The sequence below is a fragment of the Allocoprococcus similis genome (genome assembly GCF_054660775.1).
The window spans coordinates 22779-48551 of record NZ_BAAHSG010000007.1 but is presented as its reverse complement, the minus strand read 5'-3'; the positions used below and the strand labels follow the sequence as shown (position 1 = coordinate 48551).

The window sequence follows — 25773 nt, the reverse complement described above, 5'->3', positions numbered from 1 at the left end:
GTTACACCTCCAAAAGGTTTTCAAACAGCCGTGTCACGCCTGCATAACCATAAGGCTGTCTGTCCTGATTCCAGACCACGTTCGGCTGTTCCGGATGATAGTATCCTGCATCCTTTCCAATGGTCATATTCACGCCGCTCTTTTCCGGATCGTAGTACAGCATGGTCGGTTCCATGTTTGAAAAAACTTTTGTCTCCGGACTGAGCTTGGACAACTGGTTCAGGTAAATGAAGTTCTCCGCTGTCAGTGTTCCATAGATCTCCGGCACCCGGAATCCATATTTGATCATTGCAAGTGCCATTTCAAATGGATCCCCGTTCATGCATTCGCCAATCGCAAAGCTTGCATCCGGCCGTTTTTCTTTGAATTTTGCCACGGCATCTTCTGCTTTTTTGCGGTAAGCCCCATCGGAAAATTCCACCCCAAGCACTCTCCCAAATGCCTGATACTGGCTGGCAATCTTGTCCGTCTGATAGAGCCTTCTCAGTTCAATAAATGGAATCTGCAGACGGTTGTGGAAATCCTCTGCCGCAAATCTGGCTTCCGGATGAAGTACCAGATTAAAATTTGCCTCAGACATAGTCTGATACTCTTCATAATCCTTACATCTGGAAATCTCATGAACCGTCCTGACTCCTGCGCTGCCAAGCAGATCATACAGCTCACACTCATCGACCAGCGGTGAGAAAAATCCAAGAAGATTAACCACATTTCCTTTTTTCTTCTTTGGCTCCAGAAGGGAGTATAAGGACTGACGTACATGCACCATCGGCGGCTTTCTTCCTTCTCTTGTAAGTGCGTACATGTAGCACGGACGAACCGGAAGTCCCGCTCTTTCTTCTGCCTTTCTGCACACACGCTCCATATCCGTTCCCAGAAGGGCATCTACACAGGTGATACAGATCATCACAACGGATGGTCTTTTTTCACAGCATTTACAGATCTCTTCTACTGCCTTCGGGATTTTTTTCAAATGACGCCCCGTTACGATATCGGTCTCGTCCATCATCAGATAAAAAAAGCGGTTGTCATATTCCCGCATGGAGCTGATCAGGGACGTATTTCTTCCGCAGCAGCCCGGTGCCACGATCAGCATGATCGAATCCGGTACGGCAAGTCCGGCTCTTTTTACTCCAAAGCCCTCGGCTCCCGGTGAGTTAAATGCAAGCGTTGCCGGTGAGCTGTAGATCAGATGTGTATTCGACCGAAGCTGTGCCGGGATTGCATCTCTTCCCAGTTCATTTAGTTCTTTTACGGTACAATAATATGCTTCCTTTGCCATACCTTCTATTCCTCACTCTTTAGTAATAATTCTGCCAGATCAAAGAATCTTCTGCTGATCGCCGAAGCCTTGTCTCCTTCGATCACCGTCATTCCCTGATCCTCATAGCGGATGATCTCATCGCTTCTCGGGATTTCCCCAACGATCGGAATCCCGCTTTTTTCCGAAAATGCCTGTACCTTCTCTGTTTCATTTTCCACGTTTCTGTGATTAAGCACGATTCCGAATACTCTGGCATAACTTCTGTCCTCAAAATTTCTTACCGCACTGGAAATGTTGTTCGCCGCATAAAGCGCCATCTTTTCTCCGGAAGTTACGATCAGAACCTTCTCTGCATACCCTTCCCGGATCGGCGCTGCAAATCCGCCACAAACTACATCTCCAAGGACATCATAAAGTACCACATCCGGTTTGTATGTTTCAAATAACCGCAGATCTTCTAAAAGCTGGAATGTGGCAATAATCCCACGTCCCGCGCATCCGAGCCCCGGTGTCGGTCCGCCTGTCTCAATACAGAGCACGCCGCCATAACCTTCTTTTGCAATATCTGAAAGCTTCTCTGGTTCCTCATCTTCTTCTCTCATATAATTCATCACCGGCCTCAGTGGCTCACCGCCAAGCAGATTGATCGTAGAATCTGCCTTCGGATCGCAACCGATCTGAATTACCTTTTTCCCCATCGCCGCAAATGCAGCCGCCAGATTGGACGTGATCGTCGACTTTCCGATACCGCCCTTTCCATAAATCGCTACCTTTAACATAACCTTTATTCCTTTCTACACAAAAGACCCGTCTGCCAAAACGGTAGACGAGTCCCACTATACACCTTCGTATATCACCAACTGTTTCCCGCTCGGATCCACCTTGCCGTCAAAGTCTATTGTATAAAATTATTCTCCATTCAGCATTCAGATAGGAATCTTCCACTCCGTCTGCATCATTATATTTAATTATATCTCCATGCACATAGGTCAGTCAATTCTAACTATATATTATCATGGTATTTTTCTATAATTTTTCAGGCTATTTCTATAAATAACTGTTTAAATTCTCTATAAATCTTGTAATACACTTGATTCCAGCGTATACTACACCTATAAAATGATGTGAGAGTCAAAAGTAAATTTTGAGGAGTCCATATGATAAGAAAACTTTCACCACACTGCATAGAAAAAATTTTATTCTTTATCGGCAGTTTTCTGTTCGCCGGCGAAATCCTGAAACAATTACTTCTGACTTTCGTCGTGGATGACGGGCACTACAACCTGTGGTATTTCCCATTCCAGCTTTGCAGTCTTCCGATGTATCTTCTTGTCCTCTATCCATTTTTCCACACCGAGTCTGCCCGAAATACCATTCTCGGTTTTCTCGCAACCTATAATCTCCTTGGTGGAATTGCTGTATTCTTCGACACAAGCGGTATGCACTATCCACTTCTGATTCTGACAGTCCACTCCTATCTCTGGCATATTTTACTAATTATCACAGGAATCCTGTCCGGTATACTTCTGGTGCAGAAATCTGTACCAATGACTCCTCTTTCTTGTGCAAAAAATATTAAAAGACAGCCGACTGACGCTTCTTCACATCATCTGCTGCCTTCTTTCTCGCGTATTACCTTGCTCTATATTTTGTTTGCCCTCATCGCCGAATATCTGAATCATATTCTGGATTCCTTTGGAGAGATCAATCTTTTCTACATCAATCCAGACTACCAGATGACACAGATTTTCTTCGTAAAAATTGGTGAACTCTGCGGAAATAATCTTGCAATTCTGGTATACATTCTCGCAACGATCTTCGGGGCTGGTATTTTATATGGGTTCTGGAATATCCTGATCCATATTTGTTCTTCACACTGAAATTACTTTTTAGAAATCTCTTCTTTATACATATCCGCTATATAGGAAGGGCCATTCCACCAAAGCTTTGTAGATTCATCGTAAAGTGCTTTTCCAATTTTTGACTGAAGGAAATCATATAATACCTTGTTCGGCTCCTCATGCAAATCTTCCGCAAGTTCTTCCACAACCATTGCAATCAATACATCAATTGTATAATCCATCTGCTCCTTTGAAATCATTTCTTCAGCCATATTTTCTCAGCCTCCATAAATTTCAGACACTCAAGTGCTTCTACCGTTTTAAAACAATACTGGTTTTGCAATTTTTCAGGCAGTAAACGTCCAATACAAAATTCATCTGCCTCTCTGTCTCCTATTTTACCAAATGCACCTGCAATATAAGCCGTCAGCGTTGCATTTGTCGCATCATCTGCTATTTTTCCTATAATCACATCGTATTGCGACATTTCTTTTTCAATCGCATTAAATGAGTTTCTCTTTCTATGTGCCGTAATACAATGTAACCAATCCACATCTGCGTTTTGAAAAATATAACTGTTAAGTTCTTTTTTTAAGTCAACTCTAAATTTTGACACATATCCCCATGTCTGATCTGTTCCTATTTTTCCACTCGCAGCTGCTTTTAAAATAGAAGTCTTCAGAAAACTAACCGCCTGTTCCTTTGAAGAAGTCAGATAAAATCCCCTGCCAAAGTCTTTTCTCTTTGCACACTTTTCAAGCTCTGGTTTTGCAACTTTACAATAGCTCCCATGATATAATATCATTCCATCAGCTAATTCCAGCATCAGACCTTCCCCCCTTTACTTTCAAGAAATTCCTCAATATCTTCCAGCACTGCTTCATCACCCTCGCAATGAAAAATCCCATAACCTTTTTCGATGTAACCAAATACATCTGTTTCCTTAAATATTTCAAGAACTCTTTCTAATGGCATCTTCCATTCTTCTGACGCAAGCCTTATCAGCCTTGTCTGCATGAATGTAATTTCTGCTTTTTCACTCACATCCACAGCCCCCTTCTTCAAACTAAAACGCCCGGATCTTATCCTCCTCATCATCCGTCGTATCTTCAATCTTCCGGATCACAAGCTCATACGAATAATCATCGCTGACCTTCACCTTCACAGTCTCCCCTGCCTTATGTCCAAAGATTGCCTTCCCGATCGGAGATTCGGTACTGATATAATTGTGAATTGAATTTCCGCGGATAGAAGTCACCAGTTTATAAGTCTCTTCTTCATCATCCTCCGGGAAATATACGGTTACACGGTTATTGATCCCGGCAACACCTTCTTCAGAAGTATCGGATACGATCTCCGCATTTTTCAGCATTCTTTCCAGATACCGGATCCGGCTTTCATTCTGATTTTTATATTTTTTTGCTGCGTGATATTCAAAGTTCTCACTTAAGTCTCCCTGTGCACGCGCTTCCTTGACCGCTTCAATCGCTTCCTTACGGATGACATGCTTGCGGTGCTGGATCTCCTCTTCGATCTTCTTTACATCACTTTCTGTAAGCTGCTCTCGCATCTTTCCATCCTTCTTTCTGTAAACTTATTTTCATATCCATAACATGGTTAAATGCCTGTCCCTGCGGCTTTTTCCCTGTATGAAATAATGTCACTCTTGCCAGACATTTTCTATAGACTGTTTCTTTGCACTTAACACAAAGCACCTCAATTGAACCCAACCGAGATGCTTTTCATCTTTTATTTACTCTAATCTGCTGTACCAACCTGAAGCTAAAAGAAAATCCTCCGGATATCATTATACATCACAAATACCATCAGACAAAGCAGAAGTGCCATTCCTGCCAGATGCACATACCCTTCTTTTTCCGGCGGCACCCGCTTTCCACGGATCACTTCCACGATCAGAAATACCAGCCGGCCTCCATCCAGTGCGGGAAGCGGAAGTAAATTCATCACTCCAAGGTTGGCTGAAAGCAGGATCGTCATCTGCAACAAGTTCAGGAATATCAGAAGCGCTCCTCCCGACTTGCTTTCTTTATAGGTTGTATCAACTGCACTCACAACGCCCACCGGTCCGGATAACTGATCCACTCCGATCCGTCCTGTCACAAGCTGTTTCAGGCTGTCAACCGTCAGATCGATCCAGTATTTCACATTATACGCACTGTACGCAGCAGTTTCAAACACATTGGTCTTCACATAATTACTGCTTGTAATTCCAATCAGATAGTATCCATTTTCATTCTTCTCCGGAGTTACGGAAACCGTATTCTTTTCTCCATCCCTTTTGTACACGATCTCCATCGTCTCTCCCTGATGGAACTGGTTGTACGTGGAAATATCCTTGAAAATGTGAATGCTTTTGTCATTGATCTTCACAATCTCATCGCCTGCCTGAAGTCCTGCTTCTGCTGCCGGTGTTCCTGCATTCACGGCTCCAATAACCGGCTTATCCACACCCACAAAACAGATGATGATAAATGCTCCGATAAAGGCAAGAATAAAGTTAAATACCGGACCTGCGGCAATGACCGAGATCCTGCGCCACGGCGATTTGCTGTTGAAGCTTCCCTCTGACAGATCGTCTTTTTCATCTTCCCCCATCACACACGCACCGCCGATCGGCAGTATTTTCAGACAGTAGTCTGTCTCTCCGATCTTTTTATGTGCCAGTGTCGGTCCCATTCCGATCCAGAATTCATACACATTGATTCCATTAATCCGCGCCAGAAGAAAATGTCCCAGTTCATGGAAAAACACGATGAATCCAAAAAGTAAAATCGCCAGTACGATTCCCATTTGCTACCTCCTGCTTCTGATTCTGTCATACGTTTCCTGCTCTGTGTCCAGAATCTGTTCCACAGTCGGATTCGCGATTGTCTTATGTGCTTTCATGCAGTCTTCGATAATCTCTGTAATTTCCAGATATTTGATCTCCCGGTTCAGGAACTGGCTGACTGCAAGTTCATTTGCTGCGTTAAATACCGTCGGAAGTGTTCCACCGCACCGCCCTGCCTCGTAAGCAAGTGCAAGTCCGTAGAAGGTATCCATATCCGGCTTTTCAAAATCAAGATGTCCAATACTCCAGAAATCCACACGTTCTCCCGGAAGAAATCTTCTTTCCGGATAATAGAGTGCATACTGGATTGGCAGCTTCATATCCGGAGTACCAAGCTGTGCGATCACGGCTCCATCCACATACTCTACCATAGAATGGATCACACTCTGTGGCTGCACAACCACCTGCACATCATCAATATCCACATCAAAAAGCCATCTGGCTTCCATAACTTCCAGACCTTTATTGACCATGGTCGAAGAATCAATGGTAATCTTACGTCCCATCGCCCAGTTCGGATGCTTTAAAGCATCTTCCACACGGATGTTCAGAAGATCCTCCTGCTTCTTTCCACGGAACGGACCACCGGATGCCGTAAGCAGGATCTTCTTCAGTTCTTTCTTTCCATGGCTTCCCTGCAGAGACTGGAAAATGGCACTGTGCTCACTGTCCACCGGAAGGATCTTCACACCACATTCTTTTGCAAGTGGCATAATGATATGTCCTGCTGTTACCAGTGTCTCTTTATTTGCAAGGGCAATGTCCTTCCCTGCTTTGATCGCAGCGATCGTCGGACGGATCCCGATCATTCCGACAATTGCAGTAACAAGGATTTCGCTTTCTTCCATCGTTGCGATCTCCAGAAGTCCATCCATCCCTGCAACTACTTTTACATCCAGATCCCGGATCCGGTCTCTCAGTTCTTTCGCCTTTTCCTCTGTCCACATTGCAACCAGCTTCGGCTGAAATTCACGGATCTGCTTTTCTAAAAGCTCCACATTTGTTCCTGCCGCAAGCCCTGTCACTTCGATATCTTTGTTCTCACGGACAACCTCCAGAGTCTGGGTTCCGATCGAACCTGTTGAACCTAATATTGCTATTTTTTTCATTTGAAACCTCCTGTCAGCAAAATTTTCACTGACGCATTTTCAATCTGTCTTACAACCAAAGTGCATCCCTGTAAAACACACTCCTGCTGGTTTGTAAATTAAATCAGTGCAACTGCCAGATAATAGATCACCGGTGCGGTAAAGATCACACTGTCAAAACGGTCCAGGATCCCACCGTGTCCCGGAATCAGTTTTCCGTAATCCTTGATCTCATGATTTCTCTTGATCGCAGATGCCGCAAGATCCCCGATCATGGAAATGATACCACCGACAAAGCAGATCAGCGCATATTCGCCGACTCCTGCCGAAGCACCGCCCCATTTGTTGATCGCAAGGGCATAAAGCGCGCCAAGAAGTGCTGCTCCAGCCAGTCCGCCAACTCCGCCTTCCACGGATTTCTTCGGGCTGAGCTTCGGTGCCATCTTGTGCTTTCCGATCAGCACACCCACACAGTACGCACAGGTATCACATCCCCAGGAACATAAAAATACCAGTCCCACAAGGAAAAGTCCATCTTTTAGCAGACGTGTCTGATAAATATAGGATAACATAATTGCCACATAAAATACGCCAAAATATGCGGTCATGACCTGTTCGGACACATATTTCGGGAAGGCAAATACATAAACTGCCATCATAAGAACCAGTAAAATGATCGCAAACATCATCAAATCTTCTTTTTTCTGTGCACGTATCAGAAAATAATACGCGATCACGCCTGCATACCCTACGATTCCAAGTGGTGCTTTCTCAATCTTTACAACCTTGTAAAGCTCGGAAACTCCGATCAGGCTGATGATCAGAAGTGTTGCAAACAGGACATCCCCGCCAAGGAAGATCGTTGCAAATGCAATGATAACCAGTACAATTCCGCTGAGTAATCTCGTCTTAAACATTTTCTTCGTCCTCCTTGATTCCGCCATATCTTCTGTCTCTGCTATTATATTGCCCAATTGCCTTTTCTAATTCTTCTTTTGAAAAATCCGGCCACGGAACATCTGTAAAATAAAATTCTGTATAAGCAAGCTGCCATAACAAATAATTGGAAAGCCTGAGTTCCCCGCTGGTACGGATCAGAAGATCCGGATCCGGAATCCCATGTGTATCCAGATATCCTTCAAACAGTTCTTCTGTAATCTCTTCCGGTGCAAATTTACCATCTGCACAGTCTTTTGTCATCTTGCGCATGGCACGGACCATCTCATCTCTGCTTCCATAATTGATCGCAATCTGGAAATTCAGTCCGTCATTATTTTTTGATGCCTCTTCCAGTTCCTTAATTCTGGTACGGATATCTTCATCCAGACCTGTCTTGTCTCCGATCACGCGGACACGCATCCGGTTCTTTTCCGCCGTCTTCAGACAGGTTTTCATATAGTTACGAAGAAGCTTCATCAGTGCATCCACTTCACTCTGCGGACGGCTCCAGTTCTCTGTGGAAAACGCATAGACCGTCAGATATTTGACACCCATCTTATAAGCAGCCTCACAGATCTTTTCCACATTCTTGCTGCCCTGCGCATGCCCGTAGTTTCTCGGCATCCCCTTTGCTTTCGCCCATCGTCCGTTACCGTCAAGGATGATGGCTATATGCTGCGGTACATTCATCTTTTAACCCTCTCTTGCATTGATACTAAATTTGCTGATATAAAAAAGGAAAAGAGGCGCCAAACATCTCGCCGCCCCTTATCTTTCCTTCTTATACTGTCATAACTTCTTTTGACTTTGCATCGACTGCTGCATCAACTTCTTTGATGTATTTGTCAGTCATCTTCTGGATCTGATCTTCAAGGTCCTGAATTTCATCCTCCGAAACGTCTGTTCCTTTCAGCTTCTTGAATGCATCATTTCCATCACGGCGGATGTTACGGATTGCAACCTTGGATGCTTCTCCTTTTTTCTTAACATCTTTCACCAGTTCTTTTCTTCGTTCCTCAGTCAGTTCCGGGAATACCAGACGGATTACTGTACCATCGTTGGTTGGATTGATTCCGATATCAGACATCAGGATTGCTTTCTCAATATCTTTGATGATCTTCTTTTCCCATGGCTGGATCTGGATCATACGTGCTTCCGGAACAGAAATGTTTGCCACCTGCTGGATCGGTGTCGGTGTTCCATAATATTCTACAGTTAATTTGTTCAGAATATTCGGGTTTGCACGTCCTGCACGGATAGAAGCAAGCTCTGTATCCAGTGCATGGATGGTTTTCTGCATCTTTTCATCGTATATTTTTAATTTTTCGTTCATATGTTATCCTCCCTTAATGGGTGCTGCTTATACAGTCACCTTTGTTCCGTTGAAATTACCGCTCATTGTCTCTACGATACTGTTCTCTTCGTTCAGTCCGAATACCAGCATCGGCATCTTATTCTCAAGGCACATGATCGATGCGGTCAGATCTACTGCCATAAGCTTCTTATCGATGATTTCCTGAATAGAAATCTCATCATACTTCTTCGCTTCCGGATTCACCTTCGGATCGCTGTCATAGATTCCGTCAATCGCTTTTGCAAGAAGCATTGCATCTGCTTCAATCTCAATTGCACGGAGAACAGCTCCTGTATCCGTTGAGAAATACGGGTGTCCTGTGCCACCTGCGAAAAAGATTACTTTTCCTTCGTTCAGTGCTTCCACTGCTGCATCTTTTGAAAACAGGGAAGTGAATGCTCCGCAGACAAATGGAGTGAAAACCTCTGTCTTCATACCTACATGTCTGAAAATATCGGATACATAGATGCAGTTCATCACTGTTGCAAGCATTCCGATCTGGTCCGCTTTGGTACGGTCGATCGTCTCGCTGGTTCTTCCTCTCCAGAAATTACCGCCTCCGGTTACGATTGCAACCTGGATTCCCTGATCTACGATCTGCTTTACCTGCTTTGCAACGCCAATACATGTTGCCTCATCAAAACCTGTCTTTTTGTCTCCTGCAAGTGCTTCTCCGCTTAATTTTAAAAGAACTCTTTTCATCTGTCTTTGCTCCTGTCTCTTGGTTTTTAAGATACTTTCGCATACCTGGGTTTAGTATAGCATACCTGGGTTTAAAATGGAAGTTCTAAGTTTGTTACATTGAGGGTGGGTAGCGCAAAATTTTGTAGAATTGGAGGAATTGACGCAGAATGTACAAATGATTTTGTTTCACTTCCGTTGTGCAAACCATTCCGAGAAGCCGCTGAATGCGGGGATTGTGTCAGCAATGGCTTCCACAATTCCCTGCGTCTTCTCTCCATTGCACAACAATTGGAATTGAAACAAAATCATTTGTACATTCTGCTGGTTTTCCCTGATTTATATGTTTTGGTGTGTGTTCAATGTAATGAACGGAAAGCGGTAGCTTTGGCTCACTGAGTGGTTTGGTTTTGACACCACAATTTCAACCAATTGAGGAGCTATGCTTCTTTATTTTCCGGCTTTCCGGGCAGTTGGGCGAGGATGATGGCGCTGAACATCAGAATGCATCCTGCTATTTCTCGGATACTTAGTTTCTGACCGAGAATCATCCAGCCTCCGAGGACGGAGAAGACGGATTCCAGGCTGAGGATGAGAGATGCCACGGTTGGGTCGGCATCTTTCTGGGCTACGATCTGGAGGGTGTAGGCTACACCGCTTGAGAGGACTCCGGCATAAAGTACCGGTACTGCTGCTGCGAAAATATCTGACAGACGTGGTGTTTCAAATAAAAACATTGGGATTGCCGACAGAATTCCGGTTATGAAGAACTGGATGCAGGCGATCCGCACACCGTCTGCTTTTGGTGAAAAATAATCGATCACCAGAATGTGGATCGTAAATACGACCGCACACAGAAGAACCAGTGTGTCCCCTTTTCCAAGCACCAGCTTGTCGGTGATACAGAGCAGATATAAGCCCACAACAGAAATCATGACACTTACCCAGATTCTTGCTTCTACTTTCTTTTTCAGAAAAATTCCAAAGATCGGCACAAGCACAATGTAAAGAGCTGTGATGAATCCGGCTTTTCCTACCGTTGTGTACTGCATTCCGATCTGCTGCAGATTGGTTGCCACGCATAGTGCAAGACCACAACAGATTCCACCGAGCAGTTCCATCTTTTTTTCTTCTTTGGAAACTGCCTTTTTTCCTCCCTCTGTCCCGTCATTTTTGGCGCGCCATTGATCCAGGAACCAGATACACGGGATCAGAAAGATTCCTCCGATAAAGGAACGCACACAACTGAATGTAAATGGTCCTACATAGTCCATCCCTACGCTCTGTGCTACAAATGCAGATCCCCAGATGAATGCCGTCAAAAAGAGCATCAGTGTATTTTTTCCTGTCATTTTCTTCATCGAGCCGGTCTCCTATTTGCCAAGCTCATGAAGATATAATTTTGCTTCTGTTTCAATGAAGATCGTTCCTGCTCCGTTTACACTGAAGAATTCGATCAGAAGAACGTGACGGATTCTTCCGTCCAAAATATGCACACGGTTGACACCATTTTTCGATGCCTGAAGGCCATAACCGATGATCTCGTCAAATTCTTTCGGGAAATTACGTTCTTTGCGCAGTTTTTCTACTTCCGGGACGGTAATCTTATAATAAATATCTTTTCTCTCTTCATCTTTGTAGATTCCAGGATATTTTGACAGATAAACCAGCTTGTCCGCCTGCATTTTCTCTGCAATCTCAAGTGCAGTCTCTTTCGGATCGATATATTCGCTTTCGTTGTCGATATCATTTGGCACGATGACCGGAATATAATCATTATCCAGCATCAGACCAATAGTCTCTGTATCTACACCACAGATACCGATCGCCTTAACTCCACAGAGTTCAAGGAGCTTGGCGATCCGCTTATTCTCACGGAATTTGTCCAGTCCCATACGGGTATCATGTACTACGATCGGGCGCATACCAACACTCTTTAAGAGGACGATATCCTGCATCAGTCTCTGCTCTTCCACTCCGCTGAGCCACTCGGCACATCCGTACTCAATGACCACCGTTTTCTGGTTAAAGTCTCTGATATATGGTAACGCATCTATCAGGATCGAAGCTTTATGCTCCACAAGTTCTAATTCTTTATCCATGATTTCACCTCATTTTCAATCTTATCCAAAACAGTATAGCATAGAATGGCTTCTATTTGAAGAACCCATTTTTCAGAAAACAGCCGGAAATGCCAAATATTCTGCAAAATCATCCCTCTGTGCTGTCGTTACCATTTTTCGCTCCCGTTATACCCGGAAGAACCGGTCCTCTGCATTAGCAAAGTACCGGTTCTTCTGTCTCATTTATTTTATTCGATATATATGCTTCCATTCCGCTTTCCGGAATTCCAAGTGCTATGGAAAGCTCCGAATACAGGTTGCCTTCTGCCATCCGGAGATAACGTTCATCGGTCGCCGTGATCTTCTTTCCCTGCTTCAGGCGGGATACTTTCCGTTCATACAGTGTCTTGATGATCCGCACCCACTCTGCGCATTTACAGCTTTTCATGCATTCTCTGTACTTTTCTTCCCTTTGCTTCTCGTTTCCGATCCAGAGTCCCTCGATCTGCGGGATCTCACGGATCAGTTTTTCTGCTTCTTCTTTTGAAATGACTCTTCGCATGACAATTTTTTCATTGTCTACCGGTGTAAATACTTTTCCGTGTTTCTCATGTACCGGTCTCAAAATGTAATACAGTTTGTCCTTCGGTACTCCATCCATTTTCAGCGTCGTAATTTCGGTCACTTCACAAATCCCTGTCCGGCCATAAACAATTAAATCTCCTACTTCGTACATTTTCTTCCTTCTTTCTTAGACTTGCCGAATCCCTACCTCTTTATTTTATCAGATAATTGTAGAAGTTTCTAATGTTTTTCAGATTTTTGTGAATCTTAGTCAAAGCTAACGCCTGGATTTTTATGCAATTTTACTAGAAAATAGGGGATTTTGTCGCAAGATGCGTCCCAAAAAGAATCCTGTCCCATTCCATTGTGCAAACCATTCCGAGAAGCCTCTGAAAGCGAAAATCATTTTCAGCAGAGGCTTCAATGATTTTTGAGTCTTCTCTCCATTGCACAATCATCGGAATGGGACAGGTTTCTTCTTTAGTATTTTGGCTGTTTCATCAAACTGCATTTTTATTATTGTAAATACGTACAGTTTCTGTATAAACCTTCTACCGCCATCCGGTATTCCCGGATGGTCTGGCTTTTGCGGATTTGTGTCAGATATTCTTCGCTGTTTTGAAAATTTTTGCCGAGATACCACCAGAGTTCTTTCATTTTGACTACTGCATTTTTTTCTTCTGGAGATTTTTCGATATAGGCATCAAGAAGATGATCGCAGAATGTAGCAATCTTCTTGGTGTCAAATGTAGATTCCCCTTTTATAACTGCCGGAAGAAATGGGTTCATCAGAATTCCTCTTCCGAGCATGATGCATTCTGTTTCGGGGAATTTCTGGTGGAAGGTTTGGTAATCTTCCACACAAAAAATGTCTCCATTATAGACCAGAGGATTTTTGCTGTTCCGGAAGGCGTAGGCGAAGGTCGTCCAGTCGGGTCTGTTTTTGTAATAATCCTGTTGGACTCTTGAGTGAAGGATCAGTTCTTCCAGGGGATAATGATTGTAAATATCCAGAAGTTCTTCGAACTCATCCTGTTCATATTTGCCACTTCTTGTTTTGATAGAAATCTTCATATCGAGTTTATCAAAGATTTCATCAAGGAAGTGGTTCAGTTCATCAGGATAAAACAAAAAGCCGGATCCCCTTTTCCGGTTTACAACTGTTTTAGAAGGGCAGCCGAGATTCAGATTGACTTCTTCATAGCCGAATCCTTTCAGCTGCCGGGCCAGGCGGATGAAATCTTCGGCGCGGTTGGTCAGGATCTGCGGTACGGTATACATGCCCTCATTATTTTCCGGAAGGATCTCATTCCATTCCTGTCTGCTGAATTTTCCTTTAGGATTCGGGTTCAGGAAAGGGGTGAAATATTTATCCATGGGTTCAAAAAAGGTGTGGTACGCCCTGCGGTATACCTCACCTGTAATGCCTTCCATCGGTGCAAGATAGATTTTCATAATCTTTCTACCTCCGTCACAATAAGTGTTCCTTCTTCTACCCGGAAATGGATTCCCATCCCTGCATAGTCCATACCGTAAATCCGGGATGGATCCTTCTGGTAAGAAGGTCTTGGATCCTGTTCCAGGATCTGGATCAGCGCCGTCCTTTTTTCTGCCGGGATCAGTTCCAGACACTGCTCCGGGAAACTCACTTCCAGTCTGTAATCCTTTTTTTCTTCTGCAAAACCGCCCCTTGCCTCCGGATGACTGTCCACATACGGAAGGTAAGGCTTGATATCGTAAATCGGGGTTCCGTCCAGAAGGTCCGCTCCCTCTACGATCAGCACCGGTCCTTCTTTTTCCCGAAATTCCACACCCGTAAGTTTAACCGATGAAAGTCCGATCGGATTCGGACGAAATGGAGAACGGGTGGCAAAGACTCCCACCCGTCTGTTACCACCAAGCCGCGGTGGACGTACCGTCGGGCTCCAGGTATCCCGGATCGACTCCGAAAATTCCCAGATCAGCCACAGATAATCATACGTCTCTATTTCCCGCAGCGCATCCGCATTCTGATATTCCGGCAGAAAATGGATTTCTGCCCGGGTATCCACAAGATTACTCTGTCGCGGAATCCCGAATTTTTCCACAAAATCGGATCTTATATACGCGATCTGCTTTATTTGCATTGTTCTTTTTCTCCATCAACAAACATCATCACAAAAGCAATTGCCAGAATTGCAGAAGCAATCAGAAGTGCCTTTTCAGCAAACATTTCCACACAGGCATTTCCGATAACTGCACCGATCACAAAGAAGAAGATGATTCCATAGTACAAAAGTCCTTTCTTGATATACTCTTTATCCTTCGTGTTCGCATAACTGCACATATGCTGGGTCGCACTTCGTAAGTTTCCGATACACATGGTGGTTGCAATTCCGTTTCCATGGATTTTGCGGAAGCTTTCCACCTGAATCCCACACGCAAGGGATGTGAGTGCATTCGCCGCCAGATTAAAATTCTGTGGGATAAAGCTGACACTCAGTAAGATCACTGCCTCACAGAATACCGAAATCTGTCTCCAGTGCAGAAGTGTCAGATTTTTCGTCCGTATTTTCACCAGATCTGCAAGGGCGATTCCAATGGCAAATGCCAGCACCGGTACCAGATAATGAAGTGCCATCTGCCAGTTTCTCTCTGAAATATTGATTCCAAGAAGCAGAATATTTCCAGTCTGCGCATTGGCAAATACTTTTCCTCTGCACATATAAGAATAGGCGTCCATAAATCCGCCTGCGATTGCAAGGATCACACCGAGTTTGATCGATTCAGACATCTGTTTTGAAAATTTCAAGTTACTCATCCTCTCTGTCGTATGCTTTGATGTATACAAAGTTCTCATTGTTCCGTTCTGTATGATAATCCAAATTCAGTGCCGCGTCAAGGAAATCCTTTCCACCGGACTCCACGGCTTTTAACTTCATGCCAAGTGCCGCTTCCACATCCTGTACGGTCATATCATCCAGAAAGACCTCTTCTCCGCTTCGCAGCATATTGATCGGGATCTGAAGCGTGTCTCCCAGATCCTCTCCTGCTTCCTGCCGCTCTTTGATCTGCGCCACCAGATCCTGTCCTGTGATCAGCCCGGATACGGTGATCGTCTCGCCGAAGAAATCATTGCGGATACAGACAACGGTGATCTTTACCTTCGGAAATGCTTCCATGATCCGGTCTGCGAATTCCTGAATGGTCGGATAAGCAAGCTTTGCGGTCGCAATGGTAAATGTCCGTGCGGTCTCTTCTTTTAACTTTGGATACTCTTCACTTGCCAGAAACTCCTCCAATGCATGATAAAATTCATCCCGCAGAAGCCGCATCATGCCAACACCATTTTCCAGCTGGATATACCCGTCATAGCGTCCTTCCTCCGGGAAATCCCTCTCTGCAAGGATATACCACTCATCACTTGCATGGATAAAATGAAGCCCGTATTCATCATATGCTTTCTTCTGATAACTCTCGATCAGGTCAATAGTCTCTTCTGCTTCTTCTTTCGTGAAAAGTTCCAACGGATAAAGTCCCTCTCTGTATTTGGAAAGTCCTGCCGGAACCACCGACACACTCCGCATAAATGGCAGATATTTCATCAGGTCTTCGATAGACCTGCGCAGCTCGTCCTTGTCATTGACTCCTTTACAGAGTACGATCTGCCCGTTCATCTCCACATGTCCGGCGTACAGATCATCCACAAATTTCAGCTTTTCCCCGGCGAAACGGTTGTGCAGCATCTTGCAGCGAAGCTCCGGATTAGTGGTCTGAATGGAAATATTGATCGGTGCAAGCTGCATCTCAATGATACGGTCCACGTCCTTCTGTTTCATATTCGTCAAGGTAATATAATTGCCCTGCAGGAAAGACAGACGTGAATCATCATCTTTAAAATACAAGGTCTCACGCATTCCCGGCGGCATCTGATCGATAAAACAGAAAATGCACTTGTTACTGCAGGAACGGTAATCACTCATCAGACCATTTTCAAATTCAACCCCCAGATCATCGTCATATTCTTTCTCGATCTCCAGAAGCCATTCTTCCCCATCCGGCTTGCGGATCAGTACTTCTACATACTCATCCTTGATCATATAACGATAATCAAAAACGTCCTCTATTTTCTGGTTATTTATTCGCAGAAGGACATCTCCCGGCTCGATCTCCATCGCCTCGGCAATGGAATCCGGGTAAACCTCACGGATCAGATGTCCCTGATACTCATTTTTCTTACTCAAATTATATTCCTCCCAAAATTCGGAATCGGAAACAAGACCTTTTCCAGGCTGGCTTCCTCTTTCGTGTAATCCTCATATTTTTATCATAAACGACTTTTTCTGCGATGATTACATACTTTTTCATCATACCATAAAACTGTAAGTTTCGGTAGGGATAAAATGCAGAAGCCTGAAACATAAATTCAAACGATACCTTTCATTCTCCAACCAAACACAGGGGAACGAAACTTTTTACGGTCCCATTCCCCTGTGTCCGGCTTGTATATATGGTTCTCTATATACAATTTCAATTTGCTTTAAAATAAAATATTTTATTTATGATACCGCATTGTACAAGAAAGGTCTGCGGGTTCTCATTAGAAAACAGCTAAATCAAGTTCCTCCTGTTCTTACGCGTATAAGTATTGTCGACTTCTATATAGTAGCATATCCTGCGTATATTTTCCTAGTGGTAAAAAGGGAGATTCTTTTACCGCTGAAAATGCCGGTTCGATAGCTTGTGAAATCCATCGAAATGTATCGAAAAGTGTTTTCTTTCTACAGATTCTTTTGATTCTTGCAAAAATAATTTTTCTTCTTTGTGATATCTGTTTAAAATCAAAAGCATAATTTTAGCAAGTTTTTACAGAAAATCTGTTCGATTCCATCCATCATACTTTTTTTACACTGCATCTCCACGCTCTGTCACCAGTTCGTATCCGACACTTGCCACTCGTCTTCCCATGCATCCACGGCATTCTGCCGCTTCTTCTCCGGTACAGATCTTGTTATCATACAGCTCATACTGCTTCCGGTTCTTTATCGGTGAAAGATTCGGCATCACAACATTGGCTCCTGCCTGCAGCCCTTTCTCTCTGCCAAGCGGATCCATCGTCCCAAGTGCTGTCGTTGCCGGAAGAAGTACCTTCGGCAGCAGGATCCGGATCACAGCGAGCAGAAACAGTGTCATCTCCACACTTCCTGCCGGTTCTTTTGCAAACTGCGTGTCGTGGTGTGGGATGAACGGTCCAATCCCCACCATCTCCGGCTGCAATTTTTTCAGAAATACCAGATCCTCTGCAAGATCCTCTGTCGTCTGATAAGGTGAACCAACCATCATGCCAGCCCCCACCTGATAACCAAGCTTCTTCAGATCATACAGACAGTTTTTCCGGACTTCGAGACTCATTTTCTCCGGATGCAGCTTCCGGTAATGCTCTTCATTCGCCGTCTCATGACGAAGCAGGTAACGATCCGCTCCGGCTTCCCGGAACCTTTTATAACTTTCATAAGACTTCTCACCAATCGACAGCGTCAGCGCACATTCCGGATATGCTTCCTTGATTTTTTTAATAATCTCTACCATCCGGTCATCTGTATAATAAGCATCTTCCCCGCCCTGAAGGACAAACGTCCGGAATCCAAGCTCATAGCCATTCTCACAACATGCCATGATCTCTTCTTCTGTCAGACGGTAGCGCTTTGCATTCGCATTACTTTTGCGGATTCCACAGTAATAACAGTCATTCTTACAATAGTTGGTATATTCGATCAGTCCTCTGGTAAATACCTTTTTCCCGTAATAAATCTCCCGAATACGGACTGCTTCTTCTTTCAGTCTCCGGACTGCCTCCGGATCTTCTGCACATTTTATCAATTCGACAAATTCCGGTTTCGTAAAATCCGGATTCTCGATAAATCTTTCGTAAACTGGTTTCATTCTTTCCATTCTCCCTGCCTGGTTTTCTGTGCCTTTTCTGAATTTTTCTAACTTTATGCAATCTGTTTATCTCTGTGCTCAATTATCCATACACAACTTGCATAAAGTTAAAATCAGACATTTCGTCATACAAGTATCAGCGATACTATGCTCAGTCTATAACATCATAAAATTTATTCTATCACACTTCATCAGCCGCGGCAATCACTCCATCAATGTCTACGATTTGGTACTACATTTTCCTGCAAATCGCAACAAATACTTTTTCAGAAATCAGTAAATTTTTATCTTTTTACAAACTGGATATCCAAATCCACATTTCCGTCAATCCCAGGCACGCTTCCTGTACTGGAATACTGCCACATACTGAACCTATACGGCGTCTGCGGAAGTTCTTCGTAATCTGCATACCAGACCGGATAATCTGACAGCTTCTCCAGATCCAGTTCATACGCTTCCCACAGCATATTGCTGTAAATCATGGCATCATATCCTGCTTCTTCTATTGCTTTACAAAATACCTTCGCATTTTGGGTAAATTGTTCTCCCGTTACACCATCCGTCCGTGCTTCGTCCTCCAGAATATGCTCCGGATCATACACAACCGGCATCTGAAGCTCCTGCCCTTTCAAATGTTCCAGAACAAAATCAGCCTCTTCTTCATTTACCGCCTGCGAGAAAAAATAAACACCAACATCCATTCCAGCTTTTCGGGCATTTTTCAGATTCTGTTCAAACTTCTCGTCTGCATTTAACGTACCTTCTTCGCCATAGCCACGATATCCGATTCGTAGAATTGCAAATTCATAGCCTGCTGCTTTCACCTGCTCCCAGTCAATATCTCCCTGAAAAACAGATACATCCACACCCAGCCTCGAAGTGTATTTGTCATCTTCATAGCTAATTTTATTTTCAGTTTTTGCAAAAAGTGCATTATCATACGGATTTTTTGCAACTGCTTCATTGATTTCCACCGTATAACACTCGCCGTGTGCATCTACAAAATCAAGCGTATTTTTCACATTTTTTGCATCCGCAGAAGTTTCTGCAGCTTTTTTTCCAGAACATCCTGTAAGCAAAGCTACTAACATTCCGAAAATAATCCATCTTACTTTTTTCATCTATTTTCCATTTTTCTTCGTTATATTTTCCACAGATTCTAAAATGTAAACTGTGTATTGCTCCACAAAAATATCGCCTGGTAAAACTACATCCTTTTATTTCACATACTGTTCAATCAAGCATTGATGTTCCTTACTTTCCTTATCGTAATTAATTCCCACCAGCAAAATATTCCCCGTATAATTCAATACAGATTCCGGATACTTTTTATCTTTAATTTGTCCTAACGCAGTTTGCGCATTCTTATTCCACTTCAATTCAACCACAAGTGCCGGGTAATCATCCCTGTATTCTGGTTTAGGAATATAAATGAAATCAGCAAATCCCCGTCCCGTTGGCAATTCCCGAATCGGTTTAAAATAATACTGCATCGAATTCAAATATGCAATTGCCAGAACACTGCTCAGAGAATTTTCGTCGTTATACTGTAGCATAGAACAATAATCACTGTGGATTTTTTCAATCTGCGCTGCTACCGCATCCCCATCCATATCTAATGTAGCATCTAATAATGTTTCGGATGTCTGTTGAAAATCAAGGAATTCATTCCACTTTTTCCTACGTGTGGCGCGAATCAGCTCTTGTCTTATCTCTTCATTCGGCACAAATGCCGCTTCCGTTTTACTAAGATATGCCAGATACCCTAAATGGATCAAATAAGTCAGAACATCATCTTTGTTCACAATACTGACAATATCATTTTGAAAAGATCCAACATCCACTTTTACAGCTGCTCCTGACACCATTTCAATAATCGCAGTCTTTAAACCGTCAAAATTCATATTGATCAACGGAACGATTCCATCATATGAAGCTGTTCCAGACCAGTAACTCTGAAATTCCCCTTCCATCATCAGATTTACAACCGCATTCGGATTATAGACATGATATTGACCAAGTTGATATCCATCATACCATCTTTTTACTTCTTCAAAATCTCGATCATAATTCTCGCACAAAGCTTTCACTTCATCTTCAGTAAATCCAATATAAGAAGAAAGTGGTCCTGCACTAAGCATAGAATATAATTTAAAATTATTTAATGCAGATTGTGATATCTCTTTTTTAACAGGCAAAATACCCGTCAGGAATGCAAGTTGAATGTACTTTGTTGGTTCCGTTCCTTTAAATAACCCTCTTAAAAAGTTAATATACTCTTCCTGAACCTTTTTATCCGCAGCCGCATCGCGGATCAGTACATCCCATTCGTCTATAATAATAATGAATTTATTTCCCGTTTTATTGTTAATTACAGCCAGCGCTTCTGACAAAGAATTTATCTTTTCCGGCAATTCATTTGAATAATATGTCCGTAATTCCGCAAGCGTTTTTCCCGTAATATACGAAACAATTTTTTCCGCGCCGCCTGCCGGCTCCATACACCATTGAATGTCCAAATGAATTACATCGTATTGATTCAAATGTGTTCTAAAATCCAAGTACTTACTAATTTCAAATCCGGAAAACATTTTTTCCGAATCACATCCCCTGCTGTAATAGGCTGTAAGCATATTTGCCGTGACAGATTTTCCAAATCGGCGTGGACGGCTATTGCAAATATATCCCTGCAATGTATTCATTACTTTGTTGGTATATTCCAACAAACCTGTTTTATCAACATATATTTCTGAATTCAACGCAACCTGAAACGCCGAATTATCTGGATTTACGAAAATCCCCATCTGTATCCACTTCCTTTCTGCCTCTATACAGATTATATTATCATCTGCCATCTAAAATGGCAAACCTCCATCATTGCCCGTATCCTGTCATATTCTAATTACAATATATGATACTTCTGCTTTCACTTGCAGATTTTACAAAACTTTTTCCTTATAATCCCTATAGTTGTTCTTCAAACTCTTCACAGCGCATAATCTCCTTCACCGCATCCGTCAATGCATAAAACAAATACGCATCTTTCACTCTTGCTTCCGGATGCGAAAATGAGATGACAACAGATTTGCCATCTCTGAAATACCAGATTCCCCTTGAAGTCATTTTCCATTCAACCTCTCTGTCCTTATAACATGCATCCATAAAAACATACTCCGTGCCACAGCAAATAATAAAGTCTGCTTTATACAAATCAATCTGCTTCTTGATAATGTCATGATGATCAACTGCTGCCCTGTAAATTTCACCATTATTTGAAGTACGTCCACCAGAAGTTTTCTTCAAATTGACCGCTGCTATTTTCTTCAACTCCCGCAAGCGTCTTTGTTCATTGTCTGTCTCCATCTCAGACCACAAAAATTCTTTTTCCCAGGACAGAATTCCTTCCGTCCAGCGTGCAATATTATCCCAAGTCTGTGATCTTCCACCCTCATAAACAAAATCTCGCAGATCCCAGCTTTTTCCACCATTTACTTCTTTCAGGATATATACGATCTTATATCTGGCATTTAAAAATTCCTGCTCGCAAATCACTCCATCGGCTACAATACTGGTATCTTTTTCTCTTAATTTTTGAAATAAAAGCTCCTCTCGTTCTTTAATCGACATAGCTTTTTCCTTCTCTTTGTGAACTAATTATATCTGTATTTATCTAACAAATTTCATCCGGTTCAAACTGCTCCGGATACACACTGCTTCCTTCATATCCGCAGACTCCCATCCTTGGAGAATTCGTAACCGGAAGTAGCCACACCTCTTCACTGTCAATTTCTTCATCAAATTCGCCCTCTTCAAGCTTGTCTGCGCACTCGTCACACCAAAATGGTTCTTCACCATAAATATCCACGGCATTTATCCAGGATGCTCTGTGTTCCCCGCAAATCGAACACTGAAATTCCGGTGGATTGTTTCTGGATAATATCACCACTTTTTTACTCTGCTTTGGTGCATTATAATAATTCAATACTTTGATCGCAAGTTCCGTAGTAGATCCAAAATCATACTCATATCCAAACAACATATCCGATTCAAGTATTTCTTTTAATTTGTGTTCCGTGCTTTCTGCCGGCTCATCCCAGCAAAAATCATCATCTGGTTCCTTTTCATAGCTTACGCCATTAATCTCAAACGCGCTTAAATGTCCACAGCATTCTACCCAGATATCACGGATAAACTGATCCAGATCATCCAATGTTGCATTCTCTTTGATCTGTATAATAAGCCAGTAATCTTTATTGTACGCTCCATATAACAGCAGTTCAAAATATTTTTCGGTTTCTGTTGTCTTTTCATATAAATCAATTCTTCTCTTACACGTTTGCAAATGTTTTACCATGCCTGTTCTGGTGTATTCTTTACTGCAATATTTACAATAGCCTCTCGTACTTTTTCTCATTTGACGTTCTCCTTCACAACTTTATAATCTGATCCATCCAATCTTCCTTCTTGGTCGGCATCTACGGCGTTTTATACGGTAGAAAAGCAAGTATCATCGCCGTCCGGCAGGCATACTTTTTCATTTAGTGCCTCCAAGCCTTCCACCATAGTTATACTTAGATTGTACCAAGACGCTAGCGCGTCGGCTAGCCCTAAATACGTAAAACCACTACTTTTTTCTTAAAATTTTCTTTTTTACTAATCCCATTTTCTCATTTTCCAAGCAGAATATCCATCCCAACAATATTTAAGTAGTTGACACACCGAAGATTATAGCCGAAAATTATGTATATCAGATACTTAAAAATAACTGATAAGCAGAAAGGACTACTCTATGAGGGAATACGTATATTTATTTGAACTCGATTCAGTAAGAAAAACAGATGAAGAAATAATAGCCGGACAAAAAGCTTTATATAATGAAATTGTCAACAACGGAAATATTGTCGTGCTAACCTATAATCAATTAGTGGATTCCAGAGGATTTTTTAGTTTATTAAAAGATTCCGAATACCAGAAATATTTTATCAGACTTTTTGAAAATGGCGCAATCCGCATATCCCAGTATGGTGATATACGAAGTTTATCCCAGTATTTAATCAACTCTGTTGAATCAGAAAAACAATTTATCTATTCTGCACTGCCTGTAAAATCTTCTCAAAGAAGACTTTTGTCCTTAATCAAACGAAGTTTATTATATTCAGATCTTTCTGAAATATTTGAGTATTCTACAGGTACAAATCGCTCCGAACATGAGCTGATCAAACTATTTGAAGAGCTTGTATACGATGAAACCATAAGCCCGGAAAACTCAGAAGAAACTCAGAAAAAAAAGAAAATTTTAAAACAAAGTTCTTTATTCGATGAAAAAACTGTCAACCATTCAAAAGAGTCTGTCGTACAGGAAATGCGTAATATATTGCAAAAATTATATTGGCTGCTCTCAACCGTACTACGTTTGAGCGCATTACACGATATTTATATTCCTCCGAAAGCTCCCGAAGAATATAAAAAACTAAAAATGCAAAATATTATTACATTTGTAACTGAATTTGAAAATCCGCAAGATCCATTATGGGATAAAGCAATCCATATTATAAAGAATCTCTCATGTTATCAAAATGGTAATAATGACCGATCTGTTTATTTACATAAAATAAAGCAAAAATTCAAAGAAGATGCATCCAAATGCAAAACTCCATATCAATATGCAGAGGCAATTATCAATATCTGCTATAATTACGCCTGCGAGCTAAGTATATGTAATGTTACAAAGCATTATGATGTAAATGAATTGTCCGAGAATTTCAGCGGTGAAAAAATAACTTTTCGTTCTGACTTTTTTAATCGTTTAAACCAGGACTGGCATGATGGAAATCTTGCTGATGAAAAATATTTATTAGATGAAACAATGTATTTTAAAGAATTTGAACAGCTGAAAGCTTTACCCAGGTTCAAAATAGCGGCTCGCTACACAGGATACGTGTCATATAAAACAACAGCGGAAAATGAAAGCATTATTTATCGATATGAATACAATTTCAACAAGAAAGTTCAACACCATAAAAAAGAAATTCATGCCTCAATAAGAAAACACCTGTTACTTGCAATCATATGTCTGTTTCTGGCTTTTGCCATTGATCGTTGCTTAGATCTGTTTCAGGATCAGCTTCAGATATATATGACAGCATTTTCTACCACAAAGAAACTGGCTCTACTGCCATGCATAAAATGGATCCATATTCCTGCCGGTCTAAAATCAGTCGCCGGTCAGGCACTGGAATGGTTGTTTCTTTTGATCGTCAGTGAAGCGGTCACCTCTGGGCTTGCCCATGTGTTTCCAGTACTATCTTCTCTGTCAGATGCACTTGGAGATATAGGCAAACTAATCAAAGATGCTATCGATATTTCTTTTGCCAAACCAGCTATTTACAACAATAACTGCATGGGAGACATTGCGGCCGGTGAAAAAAGAAATAAATCGGTTCCTATTTCATTAGTCCTTTCACCTGAACTAAAAAAATACATCAAATACCAAAAGAATGGGGCTCATGAAGATTTATTTAAAAATTCTTCGATATATCCGATTGCAGATGTGAATGATGAATCAATAACAAAATATCTGATGCAGTTAGAAGAATTATATGGCTATAAATTCGGAGTCGTATATCAGAGTAATTTCAATACACTGATTGTAGATCCTATAAAAAACAGTAATTCCGAGACTCCGAAAAAGTTCTTCCCTTACGAACGAATTGTTTCACCAAACGGAAAAAACGGGGTTGTTATGATACCGAAATACAAAAATAACTTCTTATTGCTAAATCAGTATCGACACGCACCAAGAAAAATGCAGTATAGTTTTCCAAGAGGATTTTCAGAAGATAATTTAACTTCATCTGAAAATGCGGCAAGAGAGCTAAAAGAAGAAATAGGCGCAACCATCGTCAATGAGCCAATTCTGCTCGGAAACGTAATTTCTGACAGCGGACTTACAGGCAACAGGGTTGATGTATATTTGGTAGAAATCGAATCTTTTCAACAGAACCAGCAAATTCACGAAGGAATTAAACAGATTATAGAAATTCCTGTCAATAAAATGGATGATTGGATTCGTCAGGGGAAAATTGATGATAGATTTTCTTTGAGCGCATATGCATTATATCAATCACATATAAACTAAAGTATTTAACTCTAAATATCATCTATAAAAAATTGCCTCAATTCATGTTGGGTACATTGTAGCAGACG

At 42.1% G+C, this 25773-nt stretch carries 26 protein-coding genes; 2 read left to right on the top strand and 24 right to left on the bottom strand.

Annotated features, from left to right (window positions below):
• Position 1: 1 nt before the first annotated feature.
• On the bottom strand, positions 2-1282 hold the full coding sequence (locus tag ACYQ5K_RS04090) for a nitrogenase component 1 (RefSeq protein ID WP_173688634.1): 1281 nt from the start codon (positions 1280-1282) through the stop codon (positions 2-4).
• A gap of 5 nt (positions 1283-1287) precedes the next feature.
• Positions 1288-2043 carry a nucleotide-binding protein gene (locus tag ACYQ5K_RS04085; RefSeq protein ID WP_173688635.1) on the bottom strand — a complete coding sequence of 252 codons (756 nt, stop codon included), beginning with the start codon at positions 2041-2043 and terminating at the stop codon, positions 1288-1290.
• A 378-nt stretch (positions 2044-2421) separates the two neighbouring features.
• Here ACYQ5K_RS04085 and ACYQ5K_RS04080 point away from each other — a divergent pair, with 378 nt between their 5' ends.
• Complete coding sequence (locus ACYQ5K_RS04080) at positions 2422-3144, top strand: hypothetical protein (RefSeq protein ID WP_173688636.1); 723 nt, start codon at positions 2422-2424, stop codon at positions 3142-3144.
• Between the two features lie 2 nt (positions 3145-3146).
• Here ACYQ5K_RS04080 and ACYQ5K_RS04075 read toward each other — a convergent pair whose 3' ends face one another.
• From ACYQ5K_RS04075 to ACYQ5K_RS03970, 22 genes are all read right to left on the bottom strand, one after another.
• Positions 3147-3377, bottom strand: a complete 231-nt coding sequence (locus tag ACYQ5K_RS04075; RefSeq protein WP_173688637.1) for a hypothetical protein — start codon at positions 3375-3377, stop codon at positions 3147-3149.
• Positions 3362-3931 (bottom strand): DUF3990 domain-containing protein, encoded by a 570-nt coding sequence (locus ACYQ5K_RS04070; RefSeq protein ID WP_173688638.1) that lies wholly within the window; start codon positions 3929-3931, stop codon positions 3362-3364. Before ACYQ5K_RS04070 ends, ACYQ5K_RS04075 begins: the two co-directional genes overlap by 16 nt.
• Complete coding sequence (locus ACYQ5K_RS04065) at positions 3931-4149, bottom strand: DUF3791 domain-containing protein (RefSeq protein ID WP_173688639.1); 219 nt, start codon at positions 4147-4149, stop codon at positions 3931-3933. The genes ACYQ5K_RS04070 and ACYQ5K_RS04065 overlap by 1 nt, the downstream gene beginning before the upstream one ends.
• Before the next feature lie 22 nt (positions 4150-4171).
• Entirely contained in the window at positions 4172-4675 is a 504-nt protein-coding gene (gene greA, locus ACYQ5K_RS04060; RefSeq protein WP_008372359.1) for a transcription elongation factor GreA, read from the bottom strand.
• Between the two features lie 212 nt (positions 4676-4887).
• The gene (gene rseP, locus ACYQ5K_RS04055) at positions 4888-5916 is read right to left on the bottom strand and encodes an RIP metalloprotease RseP (protein WP_195231371.1); all 1029 of its coding nucleotides are present in this window, start codon (positions 5914-5916) and stop codon (positions 4888-4890) included.
• Between the two features lie 3 nt (positions 5917-5919).
• Entirely contained in the window at positions 5920-7065 is a 1146-nt protein-coding gene (locus ACYQ5K_RS04050) for a 1-deoxy-D-xylulose-5-phosphate reductoisomerase (RefSeq protein ID WP_173688641.1), read from the bottom strand.
• 98 nt (positions 7066-7163) lie between these two features.
• Positions 7164-7961: a phosphatidate cytidylyltransferase gene (locus ACYQ5K_RS04045; protein ID WP_173688642.1), complete on the bottom strand. Its 798-nt coding sequence runs from the start codon at positions 7959-7961 to the stop codon at positions 7164-7166.
• Entirely contained in the window at positions 7954-8673 is a 720-nt protein-coding gene (locus ACYQ5K_RS04040; RefSeq protein WP_173688643.1) for an isoprenyl transferase, read from the bottom strand. Before ACYQ5K_RS04040 ends, ACYQ5K_RS04045 begins: the two co-directional genes overlap by 8 nt.
• A 91-nt stretch (positions 8674-8764) precedes the next feature.
• Complete coding sequence (frr, locus tag ACYQ5K_RS04035; protein ID WP_173688644.1) at positions 8765-9316, bottom strand: ribosome recycling factor; 552 nt, start codon at positions 9314-9316, stop codon at positions 8765-8767.
• A 27-nt stretch (positions 9317-9343) separates the two neighbouring features.
• On the bottom strand, positions 9344-10039 hold the full coding sequence (gene pyrH, locus ACYQ5K_RS04030; protein ID WP_022220574.1) for a UMP kinase: 696 nt from the start codon (positions 10037-10039) through the stop codon (positions 9344-9346).
• A gap of 419 nt (positions 10040-10458) precedes the next feature.
• On the bottom strand, positions 10459-11379 hold the full coding sequence (locus tag ACYQ5K_RS04025; RefSeq protein ID WP_173688645.1) for a DMT family transporter: 921 nt from the start codon (positions 11377-11379) through the stop codon (positions 10459-10461).
• Between the two features lie 12 nt (positions 11380-11391).
• The gene (locus ACYQ5K_RS04020; protein WP_173688646.1) at positions 11392-12120 is read right to left on the bottom strand and encodes an amino acid kinase family protein; all 729 of its coding nucleotides are present in this window, start codon (positions 12118-12120) and stop codon (positions 11392-11394) included.
• A gap of 175 nt (positions 12121-12295) precedes the next feature.
• Positions 12296-12817, bottom strand: coding sequence for a CarD family transcriptional regulator (locus ACYQ5K_RS04015; protein WP_173688647.1), 522 nt, complete (start codon positions 12815-12817; stop codon positions 12296-12298).
• Between the two features lie 344 nt (positions 12818-13161).
• Entirely contained in the window at positions 13162-14100 is a 939-nt protein-coding gene (locus ACYQ5K_RS04010) for a tRNA dihydrouridine synthase (protein WP_173688648.1), read from the bottom strand.
• On the bottom strand, positions 14097-14771 hold the full coding sequence (gene tsaA / locus ACYQ5K_RS04005) for a tRNA (N6-threonylcarbamoyladenosine(37)-N6)-methyltransferase TrmO (RefSeq protein WP_173688649.1): 675 nt from the start codon (positions 14769-14771) through the stop codon (positions 14097-14099). The genes ACYQ5K_RS04010 and tsaA overlap by 4 nt, the downstream gene beginning before the upstream one ends.
• Complete coding sequence (locus tag ACYQ5K_RS04000) at positions 14762-15436, bottom strand: YoaK family protein (protein ID WP_201856667.1); 675 nt, start codon at positions 15434-15436, stop codon at positions 14762-14764. Before ACYQ5K_RS04000 ends, tsaA begins: the two co-directional genes overlap by 10 nt.
• Position 15437: 1 nt before the next feature.
• On the bottom strand, positions 15438-16868 hold the full coding sequence (locus ACYQ5K_RS03995) for a DUF512 domain-containing protein (RefSeq protein ID WP_173688651.1): 1431 nt from the start codon (positions 16866-16868) through the stop codon (positions 15438-15440).
• A 661-nt stretch (positions 16869-17529) separates the two neighbouring features.
• Complete coding sequence (gene hydE / locus ACYQ5K_RS03990) at positions 17530-18576, bottom strand: [FeFe] hydrogenase H-cluster radical SAM maturase HydE (RefSeq protein WP_173688652.1); 1047 nt, start codon at positions 18574-18576, stop codon at positions 17530-17532.
• A gap of 275 nt (positions 18577-18851) precedes the next feature.
• Positions 18852-19688 (bottom strand): glycoside hydrolase family 25 protein, encoded by an 837-nt coding sequence (locus ACYQ5K_RS03985; RefSeq protein WP_173688653.1) that lies wholly within the window; start codon positions 19686-19688, stop codon positions 18852-18854.
• Positions 19689-19784: 96 nt separating this feature from the next.
• Complete coding sequence (locus tag ACYQ5K_RS03980) at positions 19785-21371, bottom strand: AAA family ATPase (protein ID WP_195231380.1); 1587 nt, start codon at positions 21369-21371, stop codon at positions 19785-19787.
• A gap of 160 nt (positions 21372-21531) precedes the next feature.
• Positions 21532-22194: a hypothetical protein gene (locus tag ACYQ5K_RS03975; protein ID WP_173688654.1), complete on the bottom strand. Its 663-nt coding sequence runs from the start codon at positions 22192-22194 to the stop codon at positions 21532-21534.
• Between the two features lie 43 nt (positions 22195-22237).
• The gene (locus ACYQ5K_RS03970; RefSeq protein ID WP_173688655.1) at positions 22238-22981 is read right to left on the bottom strand and encodes an IS1096 element passenger TnpR family protein; all 744 of its coding nucleotides are present in this window, start codon (positions 22979-22981) and stop codon (positions 22238-22240) included.
• A 375-nt stretch (positions 22982-23356) separates the two neighbouring features.
• On the opposite strand from ACYQ5K_RS03970, the gene ACYQ5K_RS03965 reads away from it, so the two are divergent.
• Positions 23357-25705: an NUDIX hydrolase gene (locus ACYQ5K_RS03965; RefSeq protein ID WP_459777279.1), complete on the top strand. Its 2349-nt coding sequence runs from the start codon at positions 23357-23359 to the stop codon at positions 25703-25705.
• Positions 25706-25773: the final 68 nt, after the last annotated feature.

Excerpts from the sequence above, each read along its gene's own strand:
- ACYQ5K_RS04090 (WP_173688634.1), bottom strand. The coding sequence starts at position 1,282 with ATGGCAAAGGAAGCATATTATTGTACCGTAAAAGAACTAAATGAACTG.
- ACYQ5K_RS04085 (WP_173688635.1), bottom strand. The coding sequence starts at position 2,043 with ATGTTAAAGGTAGCGATTTATGGAAAGGGCGGTATCGGAAAGTCGACG.
- ACYQ5K_RS04080 (WP_173688636.1), top strand. The coding sequence starts at position 2,422 with ATGATAAGAAAACTTTCACCACACTGCATAGAAAAAATTTTATTCTTT.
- ACYQ5K_RS04075 (WP_173688637.1), bottom strand. The coding sequence starts at position 3,377 with ATGGCTGAAGAAATGATTTCAAAGGAGCAGATGGATTATACAATTGAT.
- ACYQ5K_RS04070 (WP_173688638.1), bottom strand. The coding sequence starts at position 3,931 with ATGCTGGAATTAGCTGATGGAATGATATTATATCATGGGAGCTATTGT.
- greA (WP_008372359.1), bottom strand. The coding sequence starts at position 4,675 with ATGCGAGAGCAGCTTACAGAAAGTGATGTAAAGAAGATCGAAGAGGAG.
- rseP (WP_195231371.1), bottom strand. The coding sequence starts at position 5,916 with ATGGGAATCGTACTGGCGATTTTACTTTTTGGATTCATCGTGTTTTTC.
- ACYQ5K_RS04050 (WP_173688641.1), bottom strand. The coding sequence starts at position 7,065 with ATGAAAAAAATAGCAATATTAGGTTCAACAGGTTCGATCGGAACCCAG.
- ACYQ5K_RS04045 (WP_173688642.1), bottom strand. The coding sequence starts at position 7,961 with ATGTTTAAGACGAGATTACTCAGCGGAATTGTACTGGTTATCATTGCA.
- ACYQ5K_RS04040 (WP_173688643.1), bottom strand. The coding sequence starts at position 8,673 with ATGAATGTACCGCAGCATATAGCCATCATCCTTGACGGTAACGGACGA.
- frr (WP_173688644.1), bottom strand. The coding sequence starts at position 9,316 with ATGAACGAAAAATTAAAAATATACGATGAAAAGATGCAGAAAACCATC.
- pyrH (WP_022220574.1), bottom strand. The coding sequence starts at position 10,039 with ATGAAAAGAGTTCTTTTAAAATTAAGCGGAGAAGCACTTGCAGGAGAC.
- ACYQ5K_RS04025 (WP_173688645.1), bottom strand. The coding sequence starts at position 11,379 with ATGAAGAAAATGACAGGAAAAAATACACTGATGCTCTTTTTGACGGCA.
- ACYQ5K_RS04020 (WP_173688646.1), bottom strand. The coding sequence starts at position 12,120 with ATGGATAAAGAATTAGAACTTGTGGAGCATAAAGCTTCGATCCTGATA.
- ACYQ5K_RS04015 (WP_173688647.1), bottom strand. The coding sequence starts at position 12,817 with ATGTACGAAGTAGGAGATTTAATTGTTTATGGCCGGACAGGGATTTGT.
- ACYQ5K_RS04010 (WP_173688648.1), bottom strand. The coding sequence starts at position 14,100 with ATGAAAATCTATCTTGCACCGATGGAAGGCATTACAGGTGAGGTATAC.
- tsaA (WP_173688649.1), bottom strand. The coding sequence starts at position 14,771 with ATGCAAATAAAGCAGATCGCGTATATAAGATCCGATTTTGTGGAAAAA.
- hydE (WP_173688652.1), bottom strand. The coding sequence starts at position 18,576 with ATGGAAAGAATGAAACCAGTTTACGAAAGATTTATCGAGAATCCGGAT.
- ACYQ5K_RS03985 (WP_173688653.1), bottom strand. The coding sequence starts at position 19,688 with ATGAAAAAAGTAAGATGGATTATTTTCGGAATGTTAGTAGCTTTGCTT.
- ACYQ5K_RS03980 (WP_195231380.1), bottom strand. The coding sequence starts at position 21,371 with ATGGGGATTTTCGTAAATCCAGATAATTCGGCGTTTCAGGTTGCGTTG.
- ACYQ5K_RS03975 (WP_173688654.1), bottom strand. The coding sequence starts at position 22,194 with ATGTCGATTAAAGAACGAGAGGAGCTTTTATTTCAAAAATTAAGAGAA.
- ACYQ5K_RS03970 (WP_173688655.1), bottom strand. The coding sequence starts at position 22,981 with ATGAGAAAAAGTACGAGAGGCTATTGTAAATATTGCAGTAAAGAATAC.
- ACYQ5K_RS03965 (WP_459777279.1), top strand. The coding sequence starts at position 23,357 with ATGAGGGAATACGTATATTTATTTGAACTCGATTCAGTAAGAAAAACA.